The organism is Cellulomonas triticagri (assembly GCF_003696205.1).
GTDB lineage: Bacteria > Actinomycetota > Actinomycetes > Actinomycetales > Cellulomonadaceae > Cellulomonas > Cellulomonas triticagri.
Map to the genome: position 1 here is coordinate 1 of NZ_RFFI01000083.1, position 20,001 is coordinate 20,001.

The following is a 20,001-nucleotide window of genomic DNA, read 5'->3' on the forward strand; positions in this document are numbered from 1 at the left end:
CGGCTGGCCGGGCTGACCCGCCTGACCGGGCTGGGGCGCGAGCTGGCCGTAGCGCGGCGGCCCCGAGGGCTGAGCCGGCTGGGCGGGCGGGACGGGCTGGCCCGGGTGCGGGGCGCCGTACGGCTGCGCCGGAGGAACCGGCGTGGCCGGGCCGACGCGGACGCCGCCGACCTCGCGGAGCATCTGCCGCGCGCGGTGGGCCTCCTCGACGGCGCACAGCACCGCGTACTGGGACGCGACGATCTGGCTCTGCGAGGTGAAGTCGCGCTTGCCGCGGCTGGTCGCGTACACGAGCACGGCGAGCAGCAGGCCCGCGGCACCGCCGAACAGCACGGCGGCGAGCAGGATCCCGGCGGAGCCCCCGGCCATGAGGAACAGCAGGCCGATGAACACGCCGAACCAGGCGCCGGAGCCGAAGCCGCCCATCGCGACGCGCGCGTAGGTGAGGCGGCCCGTGACCCGCTCGACCATCCGCAGGTCGGTGCCGACGATCGACAGCAGCTGGACCGGGAACTGGTGGTCCGAGAGGTGGTCGACGGCCTTCTGCGCCGCGAGGTAGGTGTCGTAGGACGCGACCGTCTCACCCTGCGGCAGGGTGGGGGTCTGGGGGACGCGTGCACCACCGGTGAAGGACATGCCCCCATCCTCGCCCCGCCGGGCACCCGCACGCCAGACGGCGAGGCCCTGATCGGCGGATCCGCAGCCACTTCGTGGCGTTCTCCCAGGTCCGTCCCAGCAAAGACGCCCGTGCAGGTCACCCGGCGCCGTGACGGCGCTCACCCGGGCCCGCGACTGCGCCCGCCCTCCCCCGCGTCTAGGGTGACCACCGTGAGCGGCTCCGGGACCCGAGTGTTCGTCGCCCGACTCGCCGGGACGTCCGTGTTCGACCCGATCGGCGACCAGGTGGGTCGCGTGCGCGACGTCGTCGTGCTGCTGCGCCCCAAGGGCGCGCCCCGGGCGGTCGGCCTGGTCGTGGAGGTCCCCGGCAAGCGCCGGGTGTTCCTGCCGCTCACGCGGGTCACCGCCGTCGACGCGGGCCAGGTCATCTCGACCGGCCTGCTGAACCTGCGCCGGTTCGAGCAGCGCCCCTTCGAGACGCTGGTAGTCGGCGAGCTCTTCGACCGCACCGTGCAGCTCGCCGACGGGTCCGGCTCCGCCGCCGTGGAGGACGTCGCCATCGAGCGGCAGCGCAACGGCGACTGGCTGGTGTCCAAGGTGTTCGTCCGGCGGCACCGGCCCGGGCGCGGCGGCCTGCTGCGACGCCGGGGCGAGCCCGAGCTGCTCGACATCGAGGCCATCGCCGGGCTGGCCCGCACCGCCGCGGACGCGCAGGGCGCCGCGCTGCTGCTCGCCCAGTACGACGAGCTCAAGCCCGCCGACCTCGCCGACGTCCTGCACGACATGGGCGCGACCCGCCGGATGGAGGTCGCGACCGCGCTGGACGACGAGCGCCTGGCCGACGTCCTGGAGGAGCTGCCCGAGGACGACCAGGTCGCCATCCTGTCCGGCCTGGAGCGCACCCGCGCCGCCGACGTCCTCGAGGCCATGCAGCCCGACGACGCCGCCGATCTGCTGAACGAGCTCCCGGACGACGAGCAGGCCGAGCTGCTGGGCCTCATGGAGCCCGAGGAGGCGCGCGACGTCCGCCGCCTGCTCGCCTACGAGGACAACACCGCCGGTGGCCTGATGACCACCGAGCCCGTCGTCCTCGGCCCGGAGACGCCGATCGCCGCCGCGCTCGCGCACGTCCGCCGCCGCGAGCTCACCCCGGCACTGGCGTCCATGGTCTTCGTGGTCCGGCCGCCGCTGGAGACGCCCACCGGCCGGTTCCTCGGCGTCGTCCACCTGCAGCGCCTGCTGCGCGAGCCCCCGCACGAGTCCATCGGCGCGCTGCTCGACACCGACATCGACCCGCTGCCCGCCGACGCCCCGCTGATGATCGTCACCCGCCGCCTGGCGACCTACGACCTGCTGGCCGTCCCGGTCGTGGACGACGAGCGGCGCCTGCTCGGCGCGGTCAGCGTGGACGACGTCCTCGACCACCTGCTGCCCGAGGACTGGCGCGAGACCGACGAGGAGGTGCACCCGGCCGTGACCGGCGCGCAGCCCGTCGTCGGCGGCGCCGGCAGCGCCCCGGGTGGCGCGCAGGGCGGGGGTCGTCGTGGCTGAGCGGCTCGACACCCCGAAGTCCGCGCGCCGGACCTGGTGGCCCAAGCTCGAGGACGACGCGTTCGGCAAGGTCTCCGAGGGCATCGCCCGGTTCATGGGCACGCCGCGGTTCCTGCTGTGGCTGAGCCTGTTCTGCATCGCCTGGCTCGCGTGGAACTCCTGGGGGCCGGAGGACCTGCGGTTCGACAAGGCCGCCAACGGGTTCACCGCGCTGACGCTCATGCTGTCCCTGCAGGCGTCGTACTCCGCACCGCTGATCCTGCTCGCGCAGAACCGGCAGACCGACCGCGACCGCGTCCAGGCCGAGCAGGACCGGCAGCGCGCCGAGCGGAACCTCGCCGACACCGAGTTCCTCGCCCGGGAGATGGCGGCGCTGCGCATCGCGCTGTCCGAGGTCGCCACCCGCGACTTCGTCCGCTCCGAGATGCGGAACCTCCTGGAGGAGCTGCTGGAGGAGCGCGAGGGCGAGGACGACGACGACCCGGACGCCCGCACCGACCGGCCCCGCGACCGCGTACGCGGTCGGGCGCGCGACCGCGACCAGCCCGCCTGACCGCGTCCCCGCAGGCCGGGCCGGTGGGACCCCGTCCCGCAGGTGCCGGTCCGGGGCGACCTACGATGGGGGCATGACCGCCCTGGACGCCCGTGACCCCGAGGCCGTCGCCGCAGCCGTCCGCGAGGCCCTGACCCGGGTGCTCGACCCGGAGATCCGCCGCCCCATCACCGACCTGGGCATGGTCCGCTCGGTCGACGTCGACACCGCGGCCCCCGACGGCACCCGGGTCACCGTCGGCATCGACCTGACCACGGCAGGCTGCCCGCTGCGCGACACCATCACGAAGGACGTCACCGCGGCGGTCCTGACCGTCGAGGGCGTCGCCGACGTCCGCATGGCGATGGGCGTCATGAGCCCGGAGCAGCGCGCCCAGCTCACCGAGCGGCTGCGCGGCAGCGCGGAGCCGGTCATCCCGTTCAGCAAGCCCACGTCGCTCACCAAGATCTTCGCCGTCGCGTCCGGCAAGGGCGGCGTCGGCAAGTCCTCCGTCACCGCGAACCTCGCCGTCGCCATGGCCGCCGAGGGCCTCCGGGTGGGCGTCGTGGACGCCGACATCTACGGCTTCTCGATCCCCCGCATGCTCGGCGTCACGCAGCCGCCGACGCGGGTCGACGAGATGCTGCTCCCCCCGATCGCGCACGACGTGAAGGTCATCTCGATCGGCATGTTCGTCCCGCCGGGGCAGCCCGTCGTGTGGCGCGGGCCCATGCTGCACCGCGCGCTGCAGCAGTTCCTCGCCGACGTGTTCTGGGGCGACCTCGACGTCCTGCTGCTCGACCTCCCGCCCGGGACCGGCGACATCGCGATCTCGGTCGCCCAGCTGCTGCCCGGCTCCGAGCTCGTCGTGGTCACCACCCCGCAGCTCGCCGCCGCGGAGGTCGCCGAGCGCGCCGGGTCCATCGCCACCCAGACCCGGCAGGGCGTCGTCGGCGTCGTGGAGAACATGGCGTGGCTGGAGCAGCCCGACGGCTCCCGGCTCGAGCTGTTCGGCTCCGGCGGCGGCGCGCGCGTCGCCGAGGGGCTGTCCCGGTCCACCGGGACGTCCGTGCCCGTGCTCGGGCAGGTGCCCCTGGACATCCGGCTGCGCGAGGCCGGGGACGGCGGGACCCCCGTCGTCCTCACCGACCCGGACTCCCCCGCCGCGCAGGCGCTGCGCGGCGTGGCCCGGTCGCTCACCGCGCGGTCGCGCGGGCTGGCGGGCAAGTCGCTCGGGCTGACGCCGGTCGGGCGGTAGGAACCACCGGACCTCGCAGCGGTCCTGCGCCACCACCTAGGTGGCGAGGACGGTGCCTACCGTGGCGGGATGAGCCTCGGCGACGACCCAGCGATCGTGCGGCTCGGCGCGCTGCCCTGGGGCTCCCGGCGCCTACGACGGCTCGGCGAGGCCATCTGCGCCGGAGAGGCCCCACCCGCCGACTGCCCGCGCTACGCGGACGTCATGCTCTGGTACGACGACCTCGCCGCTGCCGTCCAGTCGGTGCTGCGCGCCCTCGACTGGACGAGCCTGCTCCACGACCGCCCTCCGCCCGAGCTCACCTCGCGTGCCAAGACCGTCGACACGCTGCGGGAGAAGCTGGTCCGGAAGCCCGACCACCCGCTCGGGAGCATCCAGGACGTCGCCGGGGTGCGGTTCGAGTGCGAGATGACGTTGGAGGAGCAGGACGTCGTCGTGCAGGCGATCACCGAGGGCTTCGACCACCCGCCGACCGTCGTGCACGACCTCCGGACCCATCCCGTCCACGGCTACCGCGCGGTGCACGTGTGGCTCCGCCTGCCGCAGGGCCGGGTGGAGATCCAGGTGCGCACCCACATCCAGAGCGCGTGGGCGAACGCCTACGAGGCCGCGGCCGACGTGCTCGGCCGCGGCATCCGGTACGGCGAGCCCGCCCGCCACGACGCCCCGTGGGTCGAGGGCCTGGTGCACGGCCTGCAGCAGATCTCGCTGCGGCGCGGCGCGGACCTCGAACGGCTCCGGCAGGAGCACGCGACCCGGGTGCTCGACCTCGGGATGGACGACCCGTACCGCGCGGCGGTGGTGAGCGCCGCCGATCGCGCCGACCTCGTGGCGCGGCAGGCCCGGATCGCGGCCGACGAGGAGGAGTTCCTCGACGCGCTGCACGACGTCGAGGACCTGATGAGGAAGGCCCACCCGTGAGCGGTAAGGTCCAGGCATGACCAGCTTCGTGATCGAGTACAACCGCCGGACCGGCGAGTCTCACGTCACGACCTTCGCCGAGGGCGGCAACCGGGAGGCCCTGCGGCACCGACTGCGCCTCGAGGACGCGCGCGTCGACCCGGACGTCGAGATCGTCTCCCTGGTCAGCGACTCGCTCGAGACCGTGCGGCGCACGCACTCGCGGTACTTCCGGAAGTCCGCCGCCGTCGCCTGACCCGGCCCACCCCGCCCACCGAGCCCGGATGTTGGTTCCTGTGCGGACGTGGTGGATACTGTCGCCGTGCTCGCGAGTCAACGGCAGGACCGCATCGTGGCGGAGGTGCGTGCCCACGGCGCCGTCCGGGTCGCCGACCTGGTGGAGCAGCTCGACGTCTCGGAGATGACCGTCCGCCGGGACATCACCGAGCTGGACCGCGCGGGCCTGGTGCGCCGGGTGCACGGCGGGGCCGTGGCGGTCGACGGGGCCAGCCGCCCGACCGACGAGCCCGGCTTCGAGGAGAAGAGCACCTGGGCGACCGCCGAGAAGGCGACCATCGCGACGCTCGCCGCCGCGACCGTCGAGCCCGGGCAGGCCATCGCGCTGTCCGCCGGGACGACGACGCACCTGCTCGCGCAGCGGATCGCCGCGGACCCCGCGCTGCGGCCGCTCACGGTCGTGACGAACTCCCTGCCGGTCGCGCAGACCCTGCACCGCGCGGTGCCCGGCGCCGCACCGCTGGACGTGATCCTCACCGGCGGCACCCGCACCCCGTCGGACGCGCTGGTCGGGCCCGTGGCCGACGCCGCGCTCGCGACGCTGCGGGTCGACCGGCTGTACCTGGGCGTGCACGGCCTGGACGAGTCCGGGCTGATGACGCCGAACCTCGCGGAGGCCGCGACGGACCGGGCGCTGCTGCGCTGCTCCGCCGCGGTGACCGTGCTCGCCGACCACACCAAGTGGGGCGTGATGGGCCTGGCCCGGATCGCCGCGCTGGAGGAGGTCGACGTGCTGGTCAGCGACGCCGCGCTGCCCGAGCCCGCCCGCGCGGTGCTCGCGGACGCCGGCTGCGACCTGCTCTCCCCCACCCCCGACGACGACCCCACCCGCCAGCACGCCGAGGAGCGATGACCCGCATGGAGCAGCAGCACGAGCCGACGACCGCACCCGTCTGGGTCGGCGCCTGGGAGCCCGCCGACGGCGCCGCGCGGGTGCGCGCGCTGTTCGCCGAGCGGTTCGGCGGCGAGCCGGACGGCACCTGGTCCGCCCCGGGCCGCGTGAACCTGATCGGCGAGCACACCGACTACAACGGCGGGCTGTGCCTGCCGTTCGACCTGCCGCACCGCACGTACGCCGCCGTGCGGCGCACCGAGGGCGACGTCGTCCGGCTGGTGTCCGCGCAGGAGGCGACGGGCGTCCGCGAGATCGCGCTCGCCGACGTCGCGCCGGGCACGGTCCAGGGCTGGCCCGCCTACGTCGTGGGCGTCGCGTGGGCGCTGCGCGAGGCCGGGCACGCCGTCGGCGGGTTCGACATCGCCGTGGACTCCTGCGTGCCGTACGGCGCCGGGCTGTCGTCCTCGGCCGCGCTGGAGTGCGCCGCCGCCGTCGCGGTCGACGCGCTGTTCGGGCTGAGGCTCGCGGGCACCGCCGAGGAGCCCGACGACGCCGGTCGCGCCGTGCTCGCCGCCGCGTGCATCCGCGCGGAGAACGAGATCGCCGGGGCGTCCACGGGCGGCATGGACCAGTCGGTGTCGCTGCGCGGCCGCGCGGGCCACGCGCTGCTGCTCGACTGCCGCGACGGCTCGGTGCGGCACGTGCCGTTCGACCTCGCCGCGCACGACCTCGCGCTGCTGGTCATCGACACCAAGGCCGAGCACGCCCTCGTGGACGGCCAGTACGCGGCCCGCCGCGCGGCGTGCGAGCGCGCCGCCGAGGTCCTCGGCGTCGAGACGCTGCGGGAGATCACCCCGGACGGCCTGGGCGACGCGCTGGCGACGCTGGCGCACGGCACCGGCCCGGTCGGCGAGGGGTCCGAGGACGCCGAGGTGCTGGTGCGCCGCGTCCGGCACGTGGTGACCGAGATCGCGCGCGTCGAGGAGTTCGTCGCGCTGCTCGACGACGACCGCGTCGAGGAGGTCGGCGAGGCCATGGACGCCTCGCACGCCTCGCTGCGCGACGACTACGAGGTGTCCTGCCGCGAGCTCGACGTGGCGGTCGAGGCCGCGCGCGACGCCGGGGCGCTGGGCGCCCGGATGACCGGCGGCGGGTTCGGCGGCTCCGCGATCGCGCTCGTGCGCGCGGCCGAGGTCGACGCGGTCGCCGCGGCGGTCGCCGACGCGTTCGCGGCGCAGGACCTGCACGCCCCGGCGTTCCTCGTCGCGGTCGCGAGCGCTCCCGCGTACTGAGCCGCCCTCGCGCGCGCACGACGCACCCCGCACGACGCACCGGCGAGCCCGGGTGCGCGGACCCGGCGGTCCCGCACCCGGGCTCGTCCCGTCACCCTGAACGAACCGCGTCAGCGGGTTCGATCCGACCGGCGGCGTACGCCGGAGGCAGCCCTCCCACGAGTCCGAACGCGAATGCACCCACGACCGGGACCGCCAGCAGCCGCAGGTCGAACACCGGTTGCCAGTGTGCGGTCGCGGTGACGACCATCACCGCGGTGAACCCCACCGCGAGACCGATGACTGCTCCCGCACATGCCAGGACGAGGCACTCCCCGACCACGAGCGCGATGACGTCGGTGCGCCGCGCGCCGAGGGCCCGGCGCACGCCGAGCTCGGGCGTCCGGCCGGCGACAGCGAGCAAGTTGACGAAGATCACCGCCCCCAGGCCGGCGAGCGCACTGACCCCCGCGAGGACGGCGAGCGACGTCCGGACCCCGGCTTCGAGTTCACCTCGATGCGCTTCTGGGCCGGCCACGGGGTCGATGGTCATCTCGGTCTGGCGGTACGGATCGATCAGGTCGGGCAACCGCTCGGCGACCATCCGGGCCGCGCCTGGACTGGTGCGGATGGAGACGGTCGAACGCAACGCCGGAGTCAGACGAAGAGCGGACGGCGCGACGAAGGCCGAGCCGGTCGCGGTACCTGGACGGGAATCCGTGAGCAGCCCGACGACGCGGTGCGGTGCTCCCGCGATCGTGACGTCCGGGCGAAGGGACAGCTGGGCGACGCCGAGCCGGTCGGCCAGCGTGGCTCCGAGCACCACCTCACCGGGAGCGAGGCCGCGGTCCGCACCCGGTGCCCAGCGGATCGTGCTGCCCGTCGCCGTTCCCGGAGCGGCGTCCACCTCGATCACGTCGGCCTCCAGAGCGGCCACCGCACCGGACGCGACCGCCGTCCCCGGGTGGTGCTGCCACCGTTCGACGGCCTCGACACCAGGGAACGTCACGACGGCCGTGAGGTCCACCGGCCAACGCGGGACCGGCGCAGCCTCGGAGGTGAGCAGCTCCGCGGTGACCTCCGTGGCGCGGCGCGCGTCGAACATGCGCGTGACCTGGGAGCCGGCGCTCTGCGCGAGGCCCAGGGACACGATCGCCAGGGCGACCGCGACGCCCGTGGCGAGCACGGAGGTGCGCGCACGCGCGCGCTGGGAGAGCACGACCTGCAGCACGAGCCGCCCAGCGCGCACGAACCCTCGCCCGGCGCCTCCGTCCGTCGCAGCGAGTTCCGCCCCGTGCCGCACGACGTGTTCCCCCGGCCCGGGACGATCCGGCACCACGCCGGTGTCGGCGACGACCACACCGTCGTGGAGGGTGATGACGCGGTCACACCGTGCCGCGACCTCAGGCTCGTGGGTCACCACCACGAGCGCCGCACCAGCTGCACTCGCGGTTCGTCTCAGGAGGTCGATCACCTCGCTCGACTGCGTCGAGTCGAGGTTGCCGGTGGGCTCGTCCGCCAACCAGAGCCGGGCTGGTCGCACCAGGGTGCGGGCGATGGCCGCACGTTGCATCTCACCTCCGGACAGCGTCTCGGGACGCGCCGCCGCACGGTGCTCGAGACCGACGGCGGCCAGCGCCTCGGGCACCGTCAGTCTTCGGTCCCCGGCGGCGGCGCACCTGCCGTAGGCGCCGCCGAGCTCGACGTTCTGCGCGACCGTCAGCCCGCCGATCAGATGGGCACGCTGGAAGACGAATCCGATCAAGGAGGCACGCGCAGCGGATCGTCCACGGTCAGCCGATGTCGCCACGGCGTCCCCGTCGATCAGCACCGTGCCCCCGCTCGGGGCGTCGAGCAGTCCGAGGATGTTCAGCAGGGTGCTCTTCCCGCTGCCGGACCGACCGACCACGGCGATGCACTCGCCGACCTCGATCCGCAGATTCACGTCGCGCACGGCGACCGTCCCGTCGGGGTACCGCCGTTCGACGTCCCGCAGCTCGACGAACGATCGGGAGGCGGCCTCGCGCACGGTCACTGCGGACCAACCCCGTCGTCGCCGACGCGCACCATCGTGCCCTCGAGCGGCTCGACCACGCCTCCCACCACCTTGATCGCCGCCAAACCTCCCACCGCTTCCTGGACCACCACCTCGATCTCCTCGAACCCGCCGCGACTGCGGACGTACAGGTAGGAGCGTCCACCGCGGTCGACGACCGCCGACACCGGCGCCAGCAGCCGTGCGCTCGGCTCTGCCGCGGGATTGTCGAAGGTGAGCACGTACGACGCCCCGACTGTCACGGCGTCCGGCGTGTGCAGCCGCACCCGTACGATCCCGGCCTCCGGTGCGGGGTCGATCGCGATGACCTGCGCGGCACCCGGCCCGTCGTCCGCCGCCGTGAACGCCCCCGATGCGCCCACGCCGAGCCCACCCGACGAGCCGACCGGGAGCTCGGCCACGAGCGCCGTCGGTCCGGAACCCAGCCGGAGCAGGTCGTCCTCGGTGCTCACCGTGAGGCCCACGGCTCCGACCGACTGCACGACCGCGGGGAGCTCGTCCACCATCAGGACCTCGGCACGAGGCAGGAACGGGACTTCGCGCACCGGCACCGGAGCCTCTGCTCCTGCGCTCCCGTCCGACGCCCGGTCGTCGCCTGGCGCCCCGCCCCTCGTCCCCAACTCTTCAGCCATCGGCAGCGCATGCCCCGCGGAGCGGTACAGGCGCGTCAACGCCTGGAGCGTGCCGTTCCCGAACACACCCTCCCGGTCCCGCCCGACCCCGAAGCCCGCTGCTCCGAGAGCGGACTGGAGAGCCGCGACGTCGTCGCCCTCGTCACCCACGCGCATGTCCCGGTAGAGCGCGAACGGCCCCGGCAGCGCGAACACCGGCCGACCGTTGACGCGCAACGGCACCTGCCCCGCGAGCAGCTCGTCGCCCGGAGCGACGCCGACCGCCGTCACCACTCCCTCGGTCGGCGACCCGACGGACCAGGTGCGGTCGAGCTCTGCGGTGACCTGCATCGTCACCGGCGGGTGCACGAACCCGTGCCGCAGCGCGGCCGTCACGGGAACCGGTTCCGGAGCCAGGGCCCGCGCAGCGACCTGGTCCGGCGACTCGAGCCGCGACGCGGCCATCCAGGACGCCCCGCAAGCGAGGACGAGCACCAGCACGGAGATGATCCCGCGACGCACCGACACATGCCCTCCTCGTCACCCCAGCTCGACGATGACCTGTTCCAGACCGGCCTGGTACGCCCGGTACTCCTCGCGGACGGCGTCGAACGCCTCGATGCTGCGCCCGATCATCTCGAGCTCCGCCTCGGCCCGTACCACGTGGACCACCTCCGCATATCCCACGTCGTCCCGACACGTCGCGTCAGCTACCGCGACCGCCCGCTCCCGCTCGGAGAGCGGAAGGTCCGGATCGCCGGCCATCGGGTCGCGGACGAGCCCGCCCAGCACGGACGGCGTCGGCATCTCGTTGATGTCCTGCGGCAGGTCGACGACACCCACCGGGGCCATGCACGCCCGCCACGCGTCGACTGCCGCCGCCACCCGAGGGTCATGGCCGACCCGGTCCCACCCCCCGGTCTCGATCTCGTTCAGCAGGCGCTCCGGCGCCGTTCCCAGTCGCTGGTCGGCCTGCCGACCGCAGGCCACCATCTGCTCGTAGATCTCCGTCGAGATCTCCACCTCGGCAGGAACGCCACCGAGCGCCTCCGGCTCACCTGCGTCCGGTCGGAGAAACGGATACCCCCGCTCGGCCGCGATCTCGACGTCGAACACCAGCTGGCCGGTTCGCTGGTCGACCGATCCCGCCTGCGCGCGCGGGGCGACCGCCCGGTACACGACCACCCCGTCGAGGCAGGCGGAACCCAGCAGGTCCCTCGCGTACCCGTCGTCGAGCGAGTGGAACTCCGGGACCAGCGCGTACACCGGGGTGAGGTCTTCAGCCGCAGGGTCGTAGCCGTACCGCTGCGCGACCTCGCTGCCGCTCAGCACCGCGCCACCGCCGGTCGACACCGCGCGCTCGACCGGAGGGGCGGGCTCCCCGTCGCCGGTGCACCCGACGGCGAGGACGGCGACAGCCAACGTTCCGACGACGGCCCCCGGGCGTACCTGACCCACGTCAGCCGGAGATGAACGTGGCGGACGAGATGCGGTTGTGGAAGGGCGTCGGGTTCGCGTCGATGCCGTTCGACAGCTTCGGGTCCCGGCACTGACCGCCGCGCGTGGGGTTGTTCAGGGTGATGGAGGCCCCGGTGTGGTTCGCGTTGTCGTAGTACGACGCCCGCAGCGAACGGCCGTTGTTGTAAACCGAGTTGATCTTGTTGTTCGTCGTGCTCAGCACGACGGAGTTCGAGAAGTGCCCGCGCGTACCGGTGTAGTTCTCGCCGGTCCACAGGCAGGAGGTCTCGAACAGGCAGTCCTGGAATGCTGCCGACGCCGCCGGGGCCGTCGCGACGACGGCTCCACCGACCAGCGCGCCTGTGATGATCGTCGTGGCGATCCTGGCCCGCAGGCCACCCACCTGGCTCGCCCTCCGCACGACACTCATACCCTGCTCCTCATCGCTCGATCATCCGGCTCAGAGACCGGTTTCCTGGAACCTATTCGCGAGCCGCCCGCGAGCACCAGAGGACCAACGTCCCGCCACCCCACCGCGCGAGCCGGTCGACGCCGGCGCGCTGCTATCGCCCCGCCCGAACCGGACCCGGTAGTGCGGTTCCCGTAGTAGCGTTCGGCGCGAGATACCGCGCGGCGCACCGGACCGCGCGGGTCGCCAGACCCCGAGGAGCGAACCGTGGGAGTTACCCGCCGGATCGTGTTCCCCGCGATCCGCCTCGTGCTGTGGGCGGTCATCGCCGTCGCCCTGGCCAAGATCGCGTTCACCGGCGCCGAGAGCGCCGCCCAGGCGGACGACCCCCTGCAGCCCTCCGCGCAGGTCGTCGAGCCGCAGGTCCAGGCCGAGGCGGGCACCGTGACGAACACGGTCACCGTCGCCGCCTCCGTCGTCGCCGACCCGGCGCGGCCCGTGCGGGCCACGCTCGCGGGCGAGGTCCGCGCCCTGCTCGCGGAGGACGGCCAGCAGGTCGCCGCGGACACCCCCGTGCTGGAGATCCGGTCGGAGACGCCGCAGGACCCGGTCACCACGACGGACCCGGTGACGGGCGAGCAGGTCGTCACCGAACGCAAGCCGAAGGTGGTCCGGGAGACGGTCGTCGCGGGCACGGCGGGCACGCTGCGGCTGACGGTCCTGAAGGACCAGGTGCTGTCCGTGGGCGACGCCGTCGGCTCGGTCACGCCGGGCACGCTGTCGGTGCAGGGCACGCTGACCCCGGACCAGCAGTACCGGCTGATCGGCGCGCCGGGCGAGGCGACGGTGACGCTCAAGGGCGGCCCGGCGCCGTTCACCTGCACGGGTCTGCGGATCGGCGCGGCGGCGCAGGACGACGCGGGCGACGCGCCCGGCACCGACGCCACGACCGCGACCACCTCGGGCACGGTCACGTGCGCGGTCCCGGGTGAGGTCACGGCGTTCCCCGGGCTGGGCGCGGACGTCGAGATCGTCAACGGGTCGGCCGAGGGCGCCGTGCTGGTGCCGGTCACGGCGGTCCAGGGCTCGGTGCAGAACGGCAACGTGTGGGTGGTCGGCGCCGACGGTTCCACCGAGGAGCGCGCCGTCGTGCTGGGCCTGACCGACGGGCAGCGCGTGCAGGTCACCGAGGGCCTGGCGGTCGGGGACACGGTGCTGGAGTACGCGCCGGTCACCGACCTGTCCGCCGTCGACTGCACCGACCCGGCGACGGCCGACCCGGCGGTGTGCGGCGGATGAGCCTGATCGAGCTGGCCGGGGTCACCCGGTCCGTGCGCCTGGCGGACGACCGGGTGCTGGAGATCCTGCGCGGCGTGGACCTGAGCGTCGACGCCGGGGAGCACGTCGCGGTGGTCGGACGGTCCGGGACGGGCAAGTCGACGCTGCTGAACATCCTGGGGATGCTCGACGCCCCCACGGACGGCGAGTACCTGCTGGACGGCCGCCCGACCCGGCGGCTGTCCGGCCGGCGGCGCGCGCGGCTGCGGGGCGAGTCGTTCGGGTTCGTGTTCCAGCAGTTCAACCTGCTGACCGGGCGGACGGTGCTGGAGAACGTCGCCGCTCCCCTGCTGTACGCGCGGGGTCGGCAGTTCTGGTCCCGGACCCGCCTCGCGGCGGAGATGCTGGACCGCGTCGGGCTGGGCGACCGGCTGGAGGACATGCCGGACCGGCTGTCCGGCGGCGAGCAGCAGCGCGTCGCCATCGCACGGGCGCTGGTGCGGCGGCCGCGGGTGATCCTCGCGGACGAGCCGACGGGCGCCCTGGACGTCGACACCGGCACGGCCGTGATGACGCTCCTGGACGACATCGCACGGGAGTCCGGTGCGGCCCTGGTGACCATCACGCACGACCTCGCGGTGGCGGCCCGCAGCGGGCGGCACTACCGCCTCGCGGACGGCGTGCTGGTGCCGGTGACGCTGGTGGCGCCCGACCGGCCCGGCTCGCTCGCCGAGTGGGTCGGCGACGTGCCGGTGCTCGGCGCGACGAGCGACGCCGGCGCGGTGGCGACCGCGACCCCGCCGACGACGCTGCTGCGCGAGCTGCCCGGCGGTGCCGCGTGACCGGGCTGGTGGGCGCGCTCGTCGAGGCGTGGGACGAGCTGCGGGTGCACCGGCTGCGGGTTCTGCTGTCGCTGATCGGCGTGGCGGCGGCCGTCACGGCGATCACGGGCGTGACCGCGGCGGTGGACATGCTGACCCAGGTGTCCCGCGAGCAGTCCGAGCGCTGGACCGGCCGGGAGACCACGCTCACCGTCTCGGCCTACCCGATGACGGGGACCCCCGACGTCCCCGCCGCGGCAGCGGCCATGGACGCCCTGGTCGAGAAGTACCAGGTCACGTACGCGACGCGGGTGTCCTGGACCCAGGTGGCGGTCGAGCTGCCCGGCGGCGCCCAGGTGATCACCGCGCAGTCGGTCGACCCGCACTACGGGACGATCCACCGCCTCTCCCCCGGTCAGGGCCGGTGGTTCGCGCCGTCGGACGCGGAGCGGCTGGCGCCGACGCTGGTGGTCAACGAGGCCTTCCTCGCGGCGCTGGGCGCGGACGACCTGTCCGGGCACCCGACGGTGGTGCTGCAGGGCGATCAGCCGGTGACGGCCGAGGTCATCGGCGTGGTCGCGAACGCCTGGGCGGGCGAGGGCCCGGCGTTCACGGTGCTGCAGGACCACGTGGACCGGTGGGGGCTGATGGTGGACCCGTGGGGTTCCGGCGCGCAGGTGCCGGCCCTGGAGCTGTGGGTGCCGCCGGGCGACGCCGAGGCGCTGCGCGACCGCGCCACGCAGGACCTCGCCGCCGCGCTGCCGGGCTGGCAGGTGGACGTCCAGATCCCGCGCGGGGAGACCGACGTGCTCGACTCCGCGGCGCGGTGGGTGGTCATCGCGGTCAGCGGGTTTGCGCTGCTGCTCGGCGGGCTCGGCCTGCTGAACATCGCCCTGGTGACGGTGCGGCAGCGCATCCGGGAGATCGGCATCCGCCGGTCGTTCGGGGCGACGTCGGGCCGGGTGTTCTTCGGGGTGCTGCTGGAGTCCGTGGTGGCGACCCTCGTCGCGGGCGCGGTGGGCGTCGCGCTGGCGGTGGTGGGGCTGCAGCAGCTCCCCCTCGACCAGCTGCTCGGGACGCCGCTGCAGGACACGCCGCCGTTCCCGGTGGCCGCGGCCCTGACCGGGCTGGCGTGCGCGGCGGGCGTCGGGGCCCTGGCGGGGCTGCTGCCCGCGGTGTGGGCGGTGCGGGTGAAGGTGATCGACGCGATCCGCTACTGAGCGACGGCCTCGTCGTCGACACCGTCGACGGCGGGGCGGGGCAGGCGGCCGGCGTCCTCGTGCACCGCGAGGAACAGCGAGTACGGCCGCCCGCCCGGCGTCGGCGTGCGGGTCGCGAGGTCCTCGAAGAACCCGTCCACCCGGCCCATGAGGTCGGCGTACTCGTCGGCGGACAGCCGGACGCCGAGCCGGGTCATCCGGACGGTGTCCTGGTCGGCCTCGGCGAGCTCCTCGAGGAACGTGTCCACCAGCAGCCGCGACCGACCGGGGACGTCGGGCGACCGCCAGGACTTGCCGGTGGCGCGGTAGGGCACCTCGCGTGAGCCCCGCGCGCCCCGACGCACCGGCTCCGCGCGCAAGAAGCCCCGGTCGGTGAGGGTGCGCACGTGGTGCAGCACGGTCGCGGGGTTCCGGCCGAGCCGGTCGGCGATCTCCCGGTTGGTCAGGGGCTCGTCCAGGCAGAGCCGCAGGATGCGCAGCCGCAGCGTGGAGGCGAGGGCGCGTGCGTCCGCGTCGGCCTCAGCCCGGTCGTGATCGCCCGTCATGTCCCCACCCTACCCACTGATTGACTTTTCCCAATCAGTGGCGCCATGCTGACGCCATGACCACGCCCGCCGCGCCCGCCCCCGCCGAACCCGAGGCCCACCGCTCGCTGGTGCACCACCCGGACTTCCGCCGCCTGTGGGTCGGCGACGCACTCGGGCAGCTCGGCGCGCAGCTCACCGGGCTCGCGCTGCCGGTGCTCGCCGTGCAGACCCTGGACGCGACCGAGTGGCAGATGGGCGCGCTCACCGCCGCCGAGACGGCCGCGTTCCTCGTCATCGGGCTGCCGACCGGCGCGTGGGTGGACCGGATGCGCAAGCGCCGGGTGCTGATCGTGGCCGACGTCGTGCGGGCGGTCGTGCTCGCGGTCGTGGTCGCGGCGGTGCTGCTCGGGCACGGCTCGATGGCACTCCTGTACGCGGGGGCGCTGGTGATCAGCGCCGCGTCGGTGTTCTTCGACGTCGCCCACCAGAGCTACGTGCCGGGGCTGGTCGGCCTCGCGCACATCGGCGAGGGCAACGCCAAGCTCCAGTCCACGCAGTCGGTCGCGCAGGTCGTCGGCCCCGCGCTCGGCGGCGCGCTGCTGCGCGTCGTCAGCGCCCCGGTGCTCATCGCCGTGAACGCCGTGACCTACCTGCTGTCGGCGTTCGCCGTCGGACGCATCCGGAAGGTCGAGGACCTGCCCCCGCGCGAGCACCGCCGCCCGCTGCGCACCGAGATCGCCGAGGGCCTGGGCTTCGTGCTGCGGCACCGGCTGCTGCGCCGCATCGTCGCCTGCACCTCCCTCGGCAACCTCGCGGGGTCGATCACCGGCGCGCTGACCGTGCTCTACGTGATCCGCGACCTCGGGCTGGACGAGGCCGCGCTGGGCACGGTGTTCTCCGCGTCGGCGGTCGGCGGGCTCGCCGGCGCCGTCAGCGCCGAGCGCCTCGCGCGCTGGATCGGCGAGGCCCGCCTCATCCCGCTGTCCGCGCTGGCGTGGGCACCGGCCGCCGCCCTGACCCCGCTGGCGGCCGTGCTGCCGCTGCCGCCGCAGGCCGTGCTGATCGTCGGCGGCGTGACGTTCTCGTTCGCCGTCGTCGTGTACAACGTCGCCCAGGTGACGTTCCGGCAGCGGGTCTGCCCGCCCGCGCTGCTCGGCCGGATGAACGCCTCCGTGCGGTTCATCGTCTGGGGCTCGATGCCGCTCGGCGGACTGCTCGGCGGCTGGCTCGGGCACGCCTTCGGGGTGGTGCCCGCGCTGTGGACCGCCGTCGGCATCACGGCGCTCAGCGCCCTGCCGGTGCTGGTCTCGCCGCTGCTGCGGATGCGGGACCTGCCCGTCGCCCCCGAGGTCGCGTGAGGCGTTCCCGCACGTCAGCGGCCCGGGCGGTTTGATCCGGTTCGTCCCGTGGGTGCACGATGAGGCTCGTGCTCCGCCTCCTGCTCTCCGCCGTCGTCGGGGTCTTCGTGACCTCCCTCCTGCTGCTCACGGTCGCCGACGTCACCGGTCCCGCGTGGCTGCTGCCGGTCACCGGCACGGTCATGACGATCCTGCTGGTGCTCGTCGGCATCGGCACCACCGTCGCCGGGGTGCGGACACCGCGGAAGCAGGACGTCGAGGCCGCCCTCCGCGAGAACCGCGTCAGCCTGGCGCGCGTGATCGAGACGCGCGCCACCGGCTCCTCCGTCAACGACCAGCCGATCTGCGACATCCGGCTCGTCGTCGCGTCCCGCACCCGCCCCGCGTACACCACGACCACCCGCGACCTGGTGAACCTCGGACGGCTGCCGTCCCTGCAGAGCGGTGCCGTGGTCGTCGTCGCCCAGCTCGACGCCGAGAAGCCCGACGTCGCCCTGCTCGACCCGGCACCGCCGGAGTGGCAGGCCGCCGCCGACCGCGACACCACCGTGCGGGACCTGCCCGAGGCCCCGGTCTGGGAGGCGGCGCCGTCCCGCGGCCGGGACACCCGCGGACTGCTGCGCGTGCCGTTCGCGCTGCTGGTGATCGCGTTCCTCGTCGGCGCGGGCGCACGCCTGTGGCCCGAGCGCGACCTCGTCGTCGCCCTCACCCAGGGCACCTCGCTCGCCGACGCCGTCGCCGACCGCGACCAGGCGCGCGACGAGGCCGCGAGCATCTTCCCCGCCGACCGCACGCAGCAGGTGATCGACGACCTCGCCGAGGTCGCCGGCGGCACCCTGTTCACGGACCTGACGATCATGCAGACCTACGCCGTCGCCGAGGGGCTGACCGAGCCCGGCGCGCAGACCACCGACCGCTACACGTGGCGCGACGGGAGCGCGAGCCGCGACGGCGCCGCGACGATCCAGCCCGACCCCGCCGAGCTGCCGGATGAGCTGTTCGACGTCACCGAGGTCGACTGGACCTGGGTCGAGTCGCTGACGTCGCAGTTCACGCAGCTGACCGGCATCGAGGACCCGGACGGCCCGAGCGTCGGCGTGCGCCGCGCCCCGGCGTGGAGCGTCGAGGGCGCCCCGCTGGAGTTCACGGTGTTCGGGGGCGACGACTACCACGACGCCTGGATCACGGCCGACGCGACCGGGACCGTCGTCGAGATGAGCGGCGGCAAGCCCGGCTCGACCGCCGCCGGCTGGGCGGCCGAGCACGCGGGCTGAGCCCGCGCCTCAGAGGTCGTAGCCGACGACCACCGGGGCGTGGTCGCTGAACCGCGCGTCGTACGTCGCCGCCCGGTCGATCTCCACCGTGCGCGCCAGGTCCGCCAGGGCCGGGGTCGCGAGCTGGTAGTCGATCCGCCAGCCCGAGTCGTTGTCGAACGCCTGCCCGCGCCACGACCACCACGTGTACGGGCCGGGACCCTCGCCGCCGTGCTCCCGGCCGAGGTCGCGCCAGCCCTGCTCGTCGAACCAGCGGTCCAGGTAGGCGCGCTCCTCCGGCAGGAACCCGGCGGACTTCCGGTTGCCGCGCCAGTTCTTGATGTCCACCTCGCGGTGGGCGATGTTGAGGTCCCCCGCCACGACGACGTGCTGCCCGGAGCCCGCGAGCTCGGCCAGGCGCTTGGTCACCACGTCGAGGAACGCGTACTTCTCGTCCATCTTGGGCGTGCCCGCCTGGCCGGAGTGCACGTACGCCGACGCCACCGTCAGCACGCCGCCACCCGGCACCTCGAGGTCCGCCTCGACCCACCGGCCGGTGTCCGAGGCCACGCCCGTCCCGATGCCGATGCGCACAGCGCTCATCGGCAGGCGCGAGGCGATGGCGACGCCCGCGCGGCCCTTCGCCTCGCTCACCTCGTGGGCCAGGTGCCAGCCGTCCGCCGCGAGGTGGTCGCCGAGGATCTCGTCGGACGCCCGCACCTCCTGCAGCAGCAGGACGTCCGGCCGCCGGGCCTCGATCCACTCGCCCATCCCCCGCTTGAAGGCGGCCCGGATCCCGTTCACGTTGACACTCGCTACCGTCAGCACGCGGTCCATCCAACCGCACGCCACCGACACGCCCGGACCACGTGGGTGGCGCGGGGCGTCACGCGCCCCGGCGACCCGCCCGGTCCACCAGGGCCGCGACTCCGTCCAGCAGCAGGCGCAGCCCGAGGTCCGGGTCGTCCCCCTCGCCCGGCACCGGCGAGGACTCGTCGAAGGCCCCGGCCGCGAGCGCCCGGGCCAGCTCGGGGTGCTGCCCGGGGTCGGCGACGGCACCGAGCAGCGCGCCGAAGTCCATCAGGGCCGGGTGCGCGGGCGCGGGGTCGCCCTCCCCCTCGGTCGCTGAAGCGGCGGCGGCCTGCGCGATCATGCGCTCGGCCGTGACCTCGGCGGCGACCATCTGCCCCTCGGTCAGCACGTGCAGGGACAGCCGCCCCACCACGGCGGCGCGCTCCGCCCAGGTCAGCGGCGTCCCGGCGAGGGCCTGCAGCCCCCGGTCGAGGAACGCGACCCGGGCCGGCCCTGGCGGCGTCGTCACGACGGACGTGTCGACCGCCCACGGGTGCCGCCGGGCGAGGTCGAGCTGCTCGGCGCACCACCGCTCCAGCGCGGGCCGCCACCCGCCACCCGTCTCGGCGCCCTCGGTGTGCCCGGGAGCCGGGACGACGTCCGCGAGCGCGGACTCCATCATCAGCGCGAGCAGCGCGTCCTTGCCGGGCACGTACCGGTAGAGCGCCATCGTGGTCACCCCGAGCCGCTCGGCGACCCGCGCCATCGAGATCGCCGCGATCCCGTCCGCGTCCGCGAGCGCCACGGCGGCCTCGGTGATGCCCGCGACGGTCAGGCCGGGGCGCGGTCCGCGCCGCCCGGCGGGGGCGGGACGCCAGAGCACGGCCATCGCGGGCGGGAGCCCGGCGAGCGCGTCGACCTCCCCCGCCGCCTCCCCCTCCTGCTCGGCCGCGGCG

General features: G+C 74.6%; 20 protein-coding genes. 12 read left to right on the forward strand and 8 right to left on the reverse strand.

The window, feature by feature from the left end:
• Positions 1–636: YflT domain-containing protein (locus tag EBM89_RS14145; RefSeq protein ID WP_122150066.1), on the reverse strand; the 636-nt coding region annotated here is incomplete at its 3' end.
• Positions 637–828: 192 nt separating this feature from the next.
• Between EBM89_RS14145 and EBM89_RS14150 the strand changes: the two genes are divergently transcribed.
• From EBM89_RS14150 to galK, 7 genes are all read left to right on the forward strand, one after another.
• Positions 829–2,169, forward strand: a complete 1,341-nt coding sequence (locus EBM89_RS14150; protein ID WP_122150081.1) for a magnesium transporter MgtE N-terminal domain-containing protein — start codon at positions 829–831, stop codon at positions 2,167–2,169.
• The gene (locus EBM89_RS14155; protein ID WP_122150082.1) at positions 2,162–2,722 is read left to right on the forward strand and encodes a DUF1003 domain-containing protein; all 561 of its coding nucleotides are present in this window, start codon (positions 2,162–2,164) and stop codon (positions 2,720–2,722) included. Before EBM89_RS14150 ends, EBM89_RS14155 begins: the two co-directional genes overlap by 8 nt.
• Before the next feature lie 73 nt (positions 2,723–2,795).
• On the forward strand, positions 2,796–3,959 hold the full coding sequence (locus EBM89_RS14160) for an Mrp/NBP35 family ATP-binding protein (protein ID WP_122150067.1): 1,164 nt from the start codon (positions 2,796–2,798) through the stop codon (positions 3,957–3,959).
• Between the two features lie 69 nt (positions 3,960–4,028).
• Entirely contained in the window at positions 4,029–4,880 is an 852-nt protein-coding gene (locus EBM89_RS14165) for a RelA/SpoT-related domain-containing protein (RefSeq protein WP_122150068.1), read from the forward strand.
• 16 nt (positions 4,881–4,896) lie between these two features.
• Positions 4,897–5,115, forward strand: coding sequence for a hypothetical protein (locus tag EBM89_RS14170; protein WP_122150069.1), 219 nt, complete (start codon positions 4,897–4,899; stop codon positions 5,113–5,115).
• A gap of 48 nt (positions 5,116–5,163) precedes the next feature.
• Entirely contained in the window at positions 5,164–6,009 is an 846-nt protein-coding gene (locus EBM89_RS14175) for a DeoR/GlpR family DNA-binding transcription regulator (protein WP_369408657.1), read from the forward strand.
• A gap of 5 nt (positions 6,010–6,014) precedes the next feature.
• Positions 6,015–7,283: a galactokinase gene (galK, locus tag EBM89_RS14180; RefSeq protein WP_122150083.1), complete on the forward strand. Its 1,269-nt coding sequence runs from the start codon at positions 6,015–6,017 to the stop codon at positions 7,281–7,283.
• A 91-nt stretch (positions 7,284–7,374) separates the two neighbouring features.
• Here galK and EBM89_RS14185 read toward each other — a convergent pair whose 3' ends face one another.
• From EBM89_RS14185 to EBM89_RS14200, 4 genes are all read right to left on the reverse strand, one after another.
• Positions 7,375–9,297, reverse strand: a complete 1,923-nt coding sequence (locus EBM89_RS14185) for an ABC transporter ATP-binding protein/permease (protein ID WP_122150071.1) — start codon at positions 9,295–9,297, stop codon at positions 7,375–7,377.
• Complete coding sequence (locus tag EBM89_RS14190) at positions 9,294–10,457, reverse strand: hypothetical protein (RefSeq protein WP_122150072.1); 1,164 nt, start codon at positions 10,455–10,457, stop codon at positions 9,294–9,296. Before EBM89_RS14190 ends, EBM89_RS14185 begins: the two co-directional genes overlap by 4 nt.
• Before the next feature lie 12 nt (positions 10,458–10,469).
• Complete coding sequence (locus EBM89_RS14195) at positions 10,470–11,195, reverse strand: hypothetical protein (RefSeq protein ID WP_147463563.1); 726 nt, start codon at positions 11,193–11,195, stop codon at positions 10,470–10,472.
• A 193-nt stretch (positions 11,196–11,388) separates the two neighbouring features.
• Complete coding sequence (locus EBM89_RS14200) at positions 11,389–11,817, reverse strand: peptidase inhibitor family I36 protein (RefSeq protein ID WP_122150074.1); 429 nt, start codon at positions 11,815–11,817, stop codon at positions 11,389–11,391.
• A 246-nt stretch (positions 11,818–12,063) separates the two neighbouring features.
• Between EBM89_RS14200 and EBM89_RS14205 the strand changes: the two genes are divergently transcribed.
• Genes EBM89_RS14205 through EBM89_RS14215 form a run of 3 tightly spaced genes read left to right on the forward strand, consistent with a single transcriptional unit; the run spans position 12,064 to position 15,115 of the window.
• Positions 12,064–13,095, forward strand: coding sequence for a permuted SH3 domain-containing protein (locus EBM89_RS14205; RefSeq protein ID WP_122150075.1), 1,032 nt, complete (start codon positions 12,064–12,066; stop codon positions 13,093–13,095).
• Positions 13,092–13,916, forward strand: a complete 825-nt coding sequence (locus tag EBM89_RS14210) for an ABC transporter ATP-binding protein (protein WP_122150084.1) — start codon at positions 13,092–13,094, stop codon at positions 13,914–13,916. The genes EBM89_RS14205 and EBM89_RS14210 overlap by 4 nt, the downstream gene beginning before the upstream one ends.
• Positions 13,913–15,115 carry an ABC transporter permease gene (locus EBM89_RS14215; RefSeq protein ID WP_122150076.1) on the forward strand — a complete coding sequence of 401 codons (1,203 nt, stop codon included), beginning with the start codon at positions 13,913–13,915 and terminating at the stop codon, positions 15,113–15,115. Before EBM89_RS14210 ends, EBM89_RS14215 begins: the two co-directional genes overlap by 4 nt.
• Here the strand turns inward: EBM89_RS14215 and EBM89_RS14220 are convergent.
• Entirely contained in the window at positions 15,109–15,660 is a 552-nt protein-coding gene (locus EBM89_RS14220; RefSeq protein ID WP_122150077.1) for a winged helix-turn-helix domain-containing protein, read from the reverse strand. The two genes, EBM89_RS14215 and EBM89_RS14220, sit on opposite strands and share 7 nt — an antisense overlap.
• Before the next feature lie 56 nt (positions 15,661–15,716).
• On the opposite strand from EBM89_RS14220, the gene EBM89_RS14225 reads away from it, so the two are divergent.
• Complete coding sequence (locus tag EBM89_RS14225; RefSeq protein WP_122150078.1) at positions 15,717–17,000, forward strand: MFS transporter; 1,284 nt, start codon at positions 15,717–15,719, stop codon at positions 16,998–17,000.
• Between the two features lie 68 nt (positions 17,001–17,068).
• The gene (locus EBM89_RS20905) at positions 17,069–18,274 is read left to right on the forward strand and encodes a hypothetical protein (RefSeq protein WP_147463564.1); all 1,206 of its coding nucleotides are present in this window, start codon (positions 17,069–17,071) and stop codon (positions 18,272–18,274) included.
• Between the two features lie 9 nt (positions 18,275–18,283).
• Here the strand turns inward: EBM89_RS20905 and EBM89_RS14235 are convergent, their stop codons facing one another.
• Together EBM89_RS14235 and EBM89_RS14240 are read right to left on the reverse strand one after the other, a co-directional pair.
• Positions 18,284–19,081 carry an exodeoxyribonuclease III gene (locus EBM89_RS14235; RefSeq protein ID WP_369408659.1) on the reverse strand — a complete coding sequence of 266 codons (798 nt, stop codon included), beginning with the start codon at positions 19,079–19,081 and terminating at the stop codon, positions 18,284–18,286.
• Between the two features lie 58 nt (positions 19,082–19,139).
• The coding region (locus EBM89_RS14240) for a TetR/AcrR family transcriptional regulator (RefSeq protein ID WP_147463565.1) at positions 19,140–20,001 on the reverse strand (862 nt) is incomplete at its 5' end.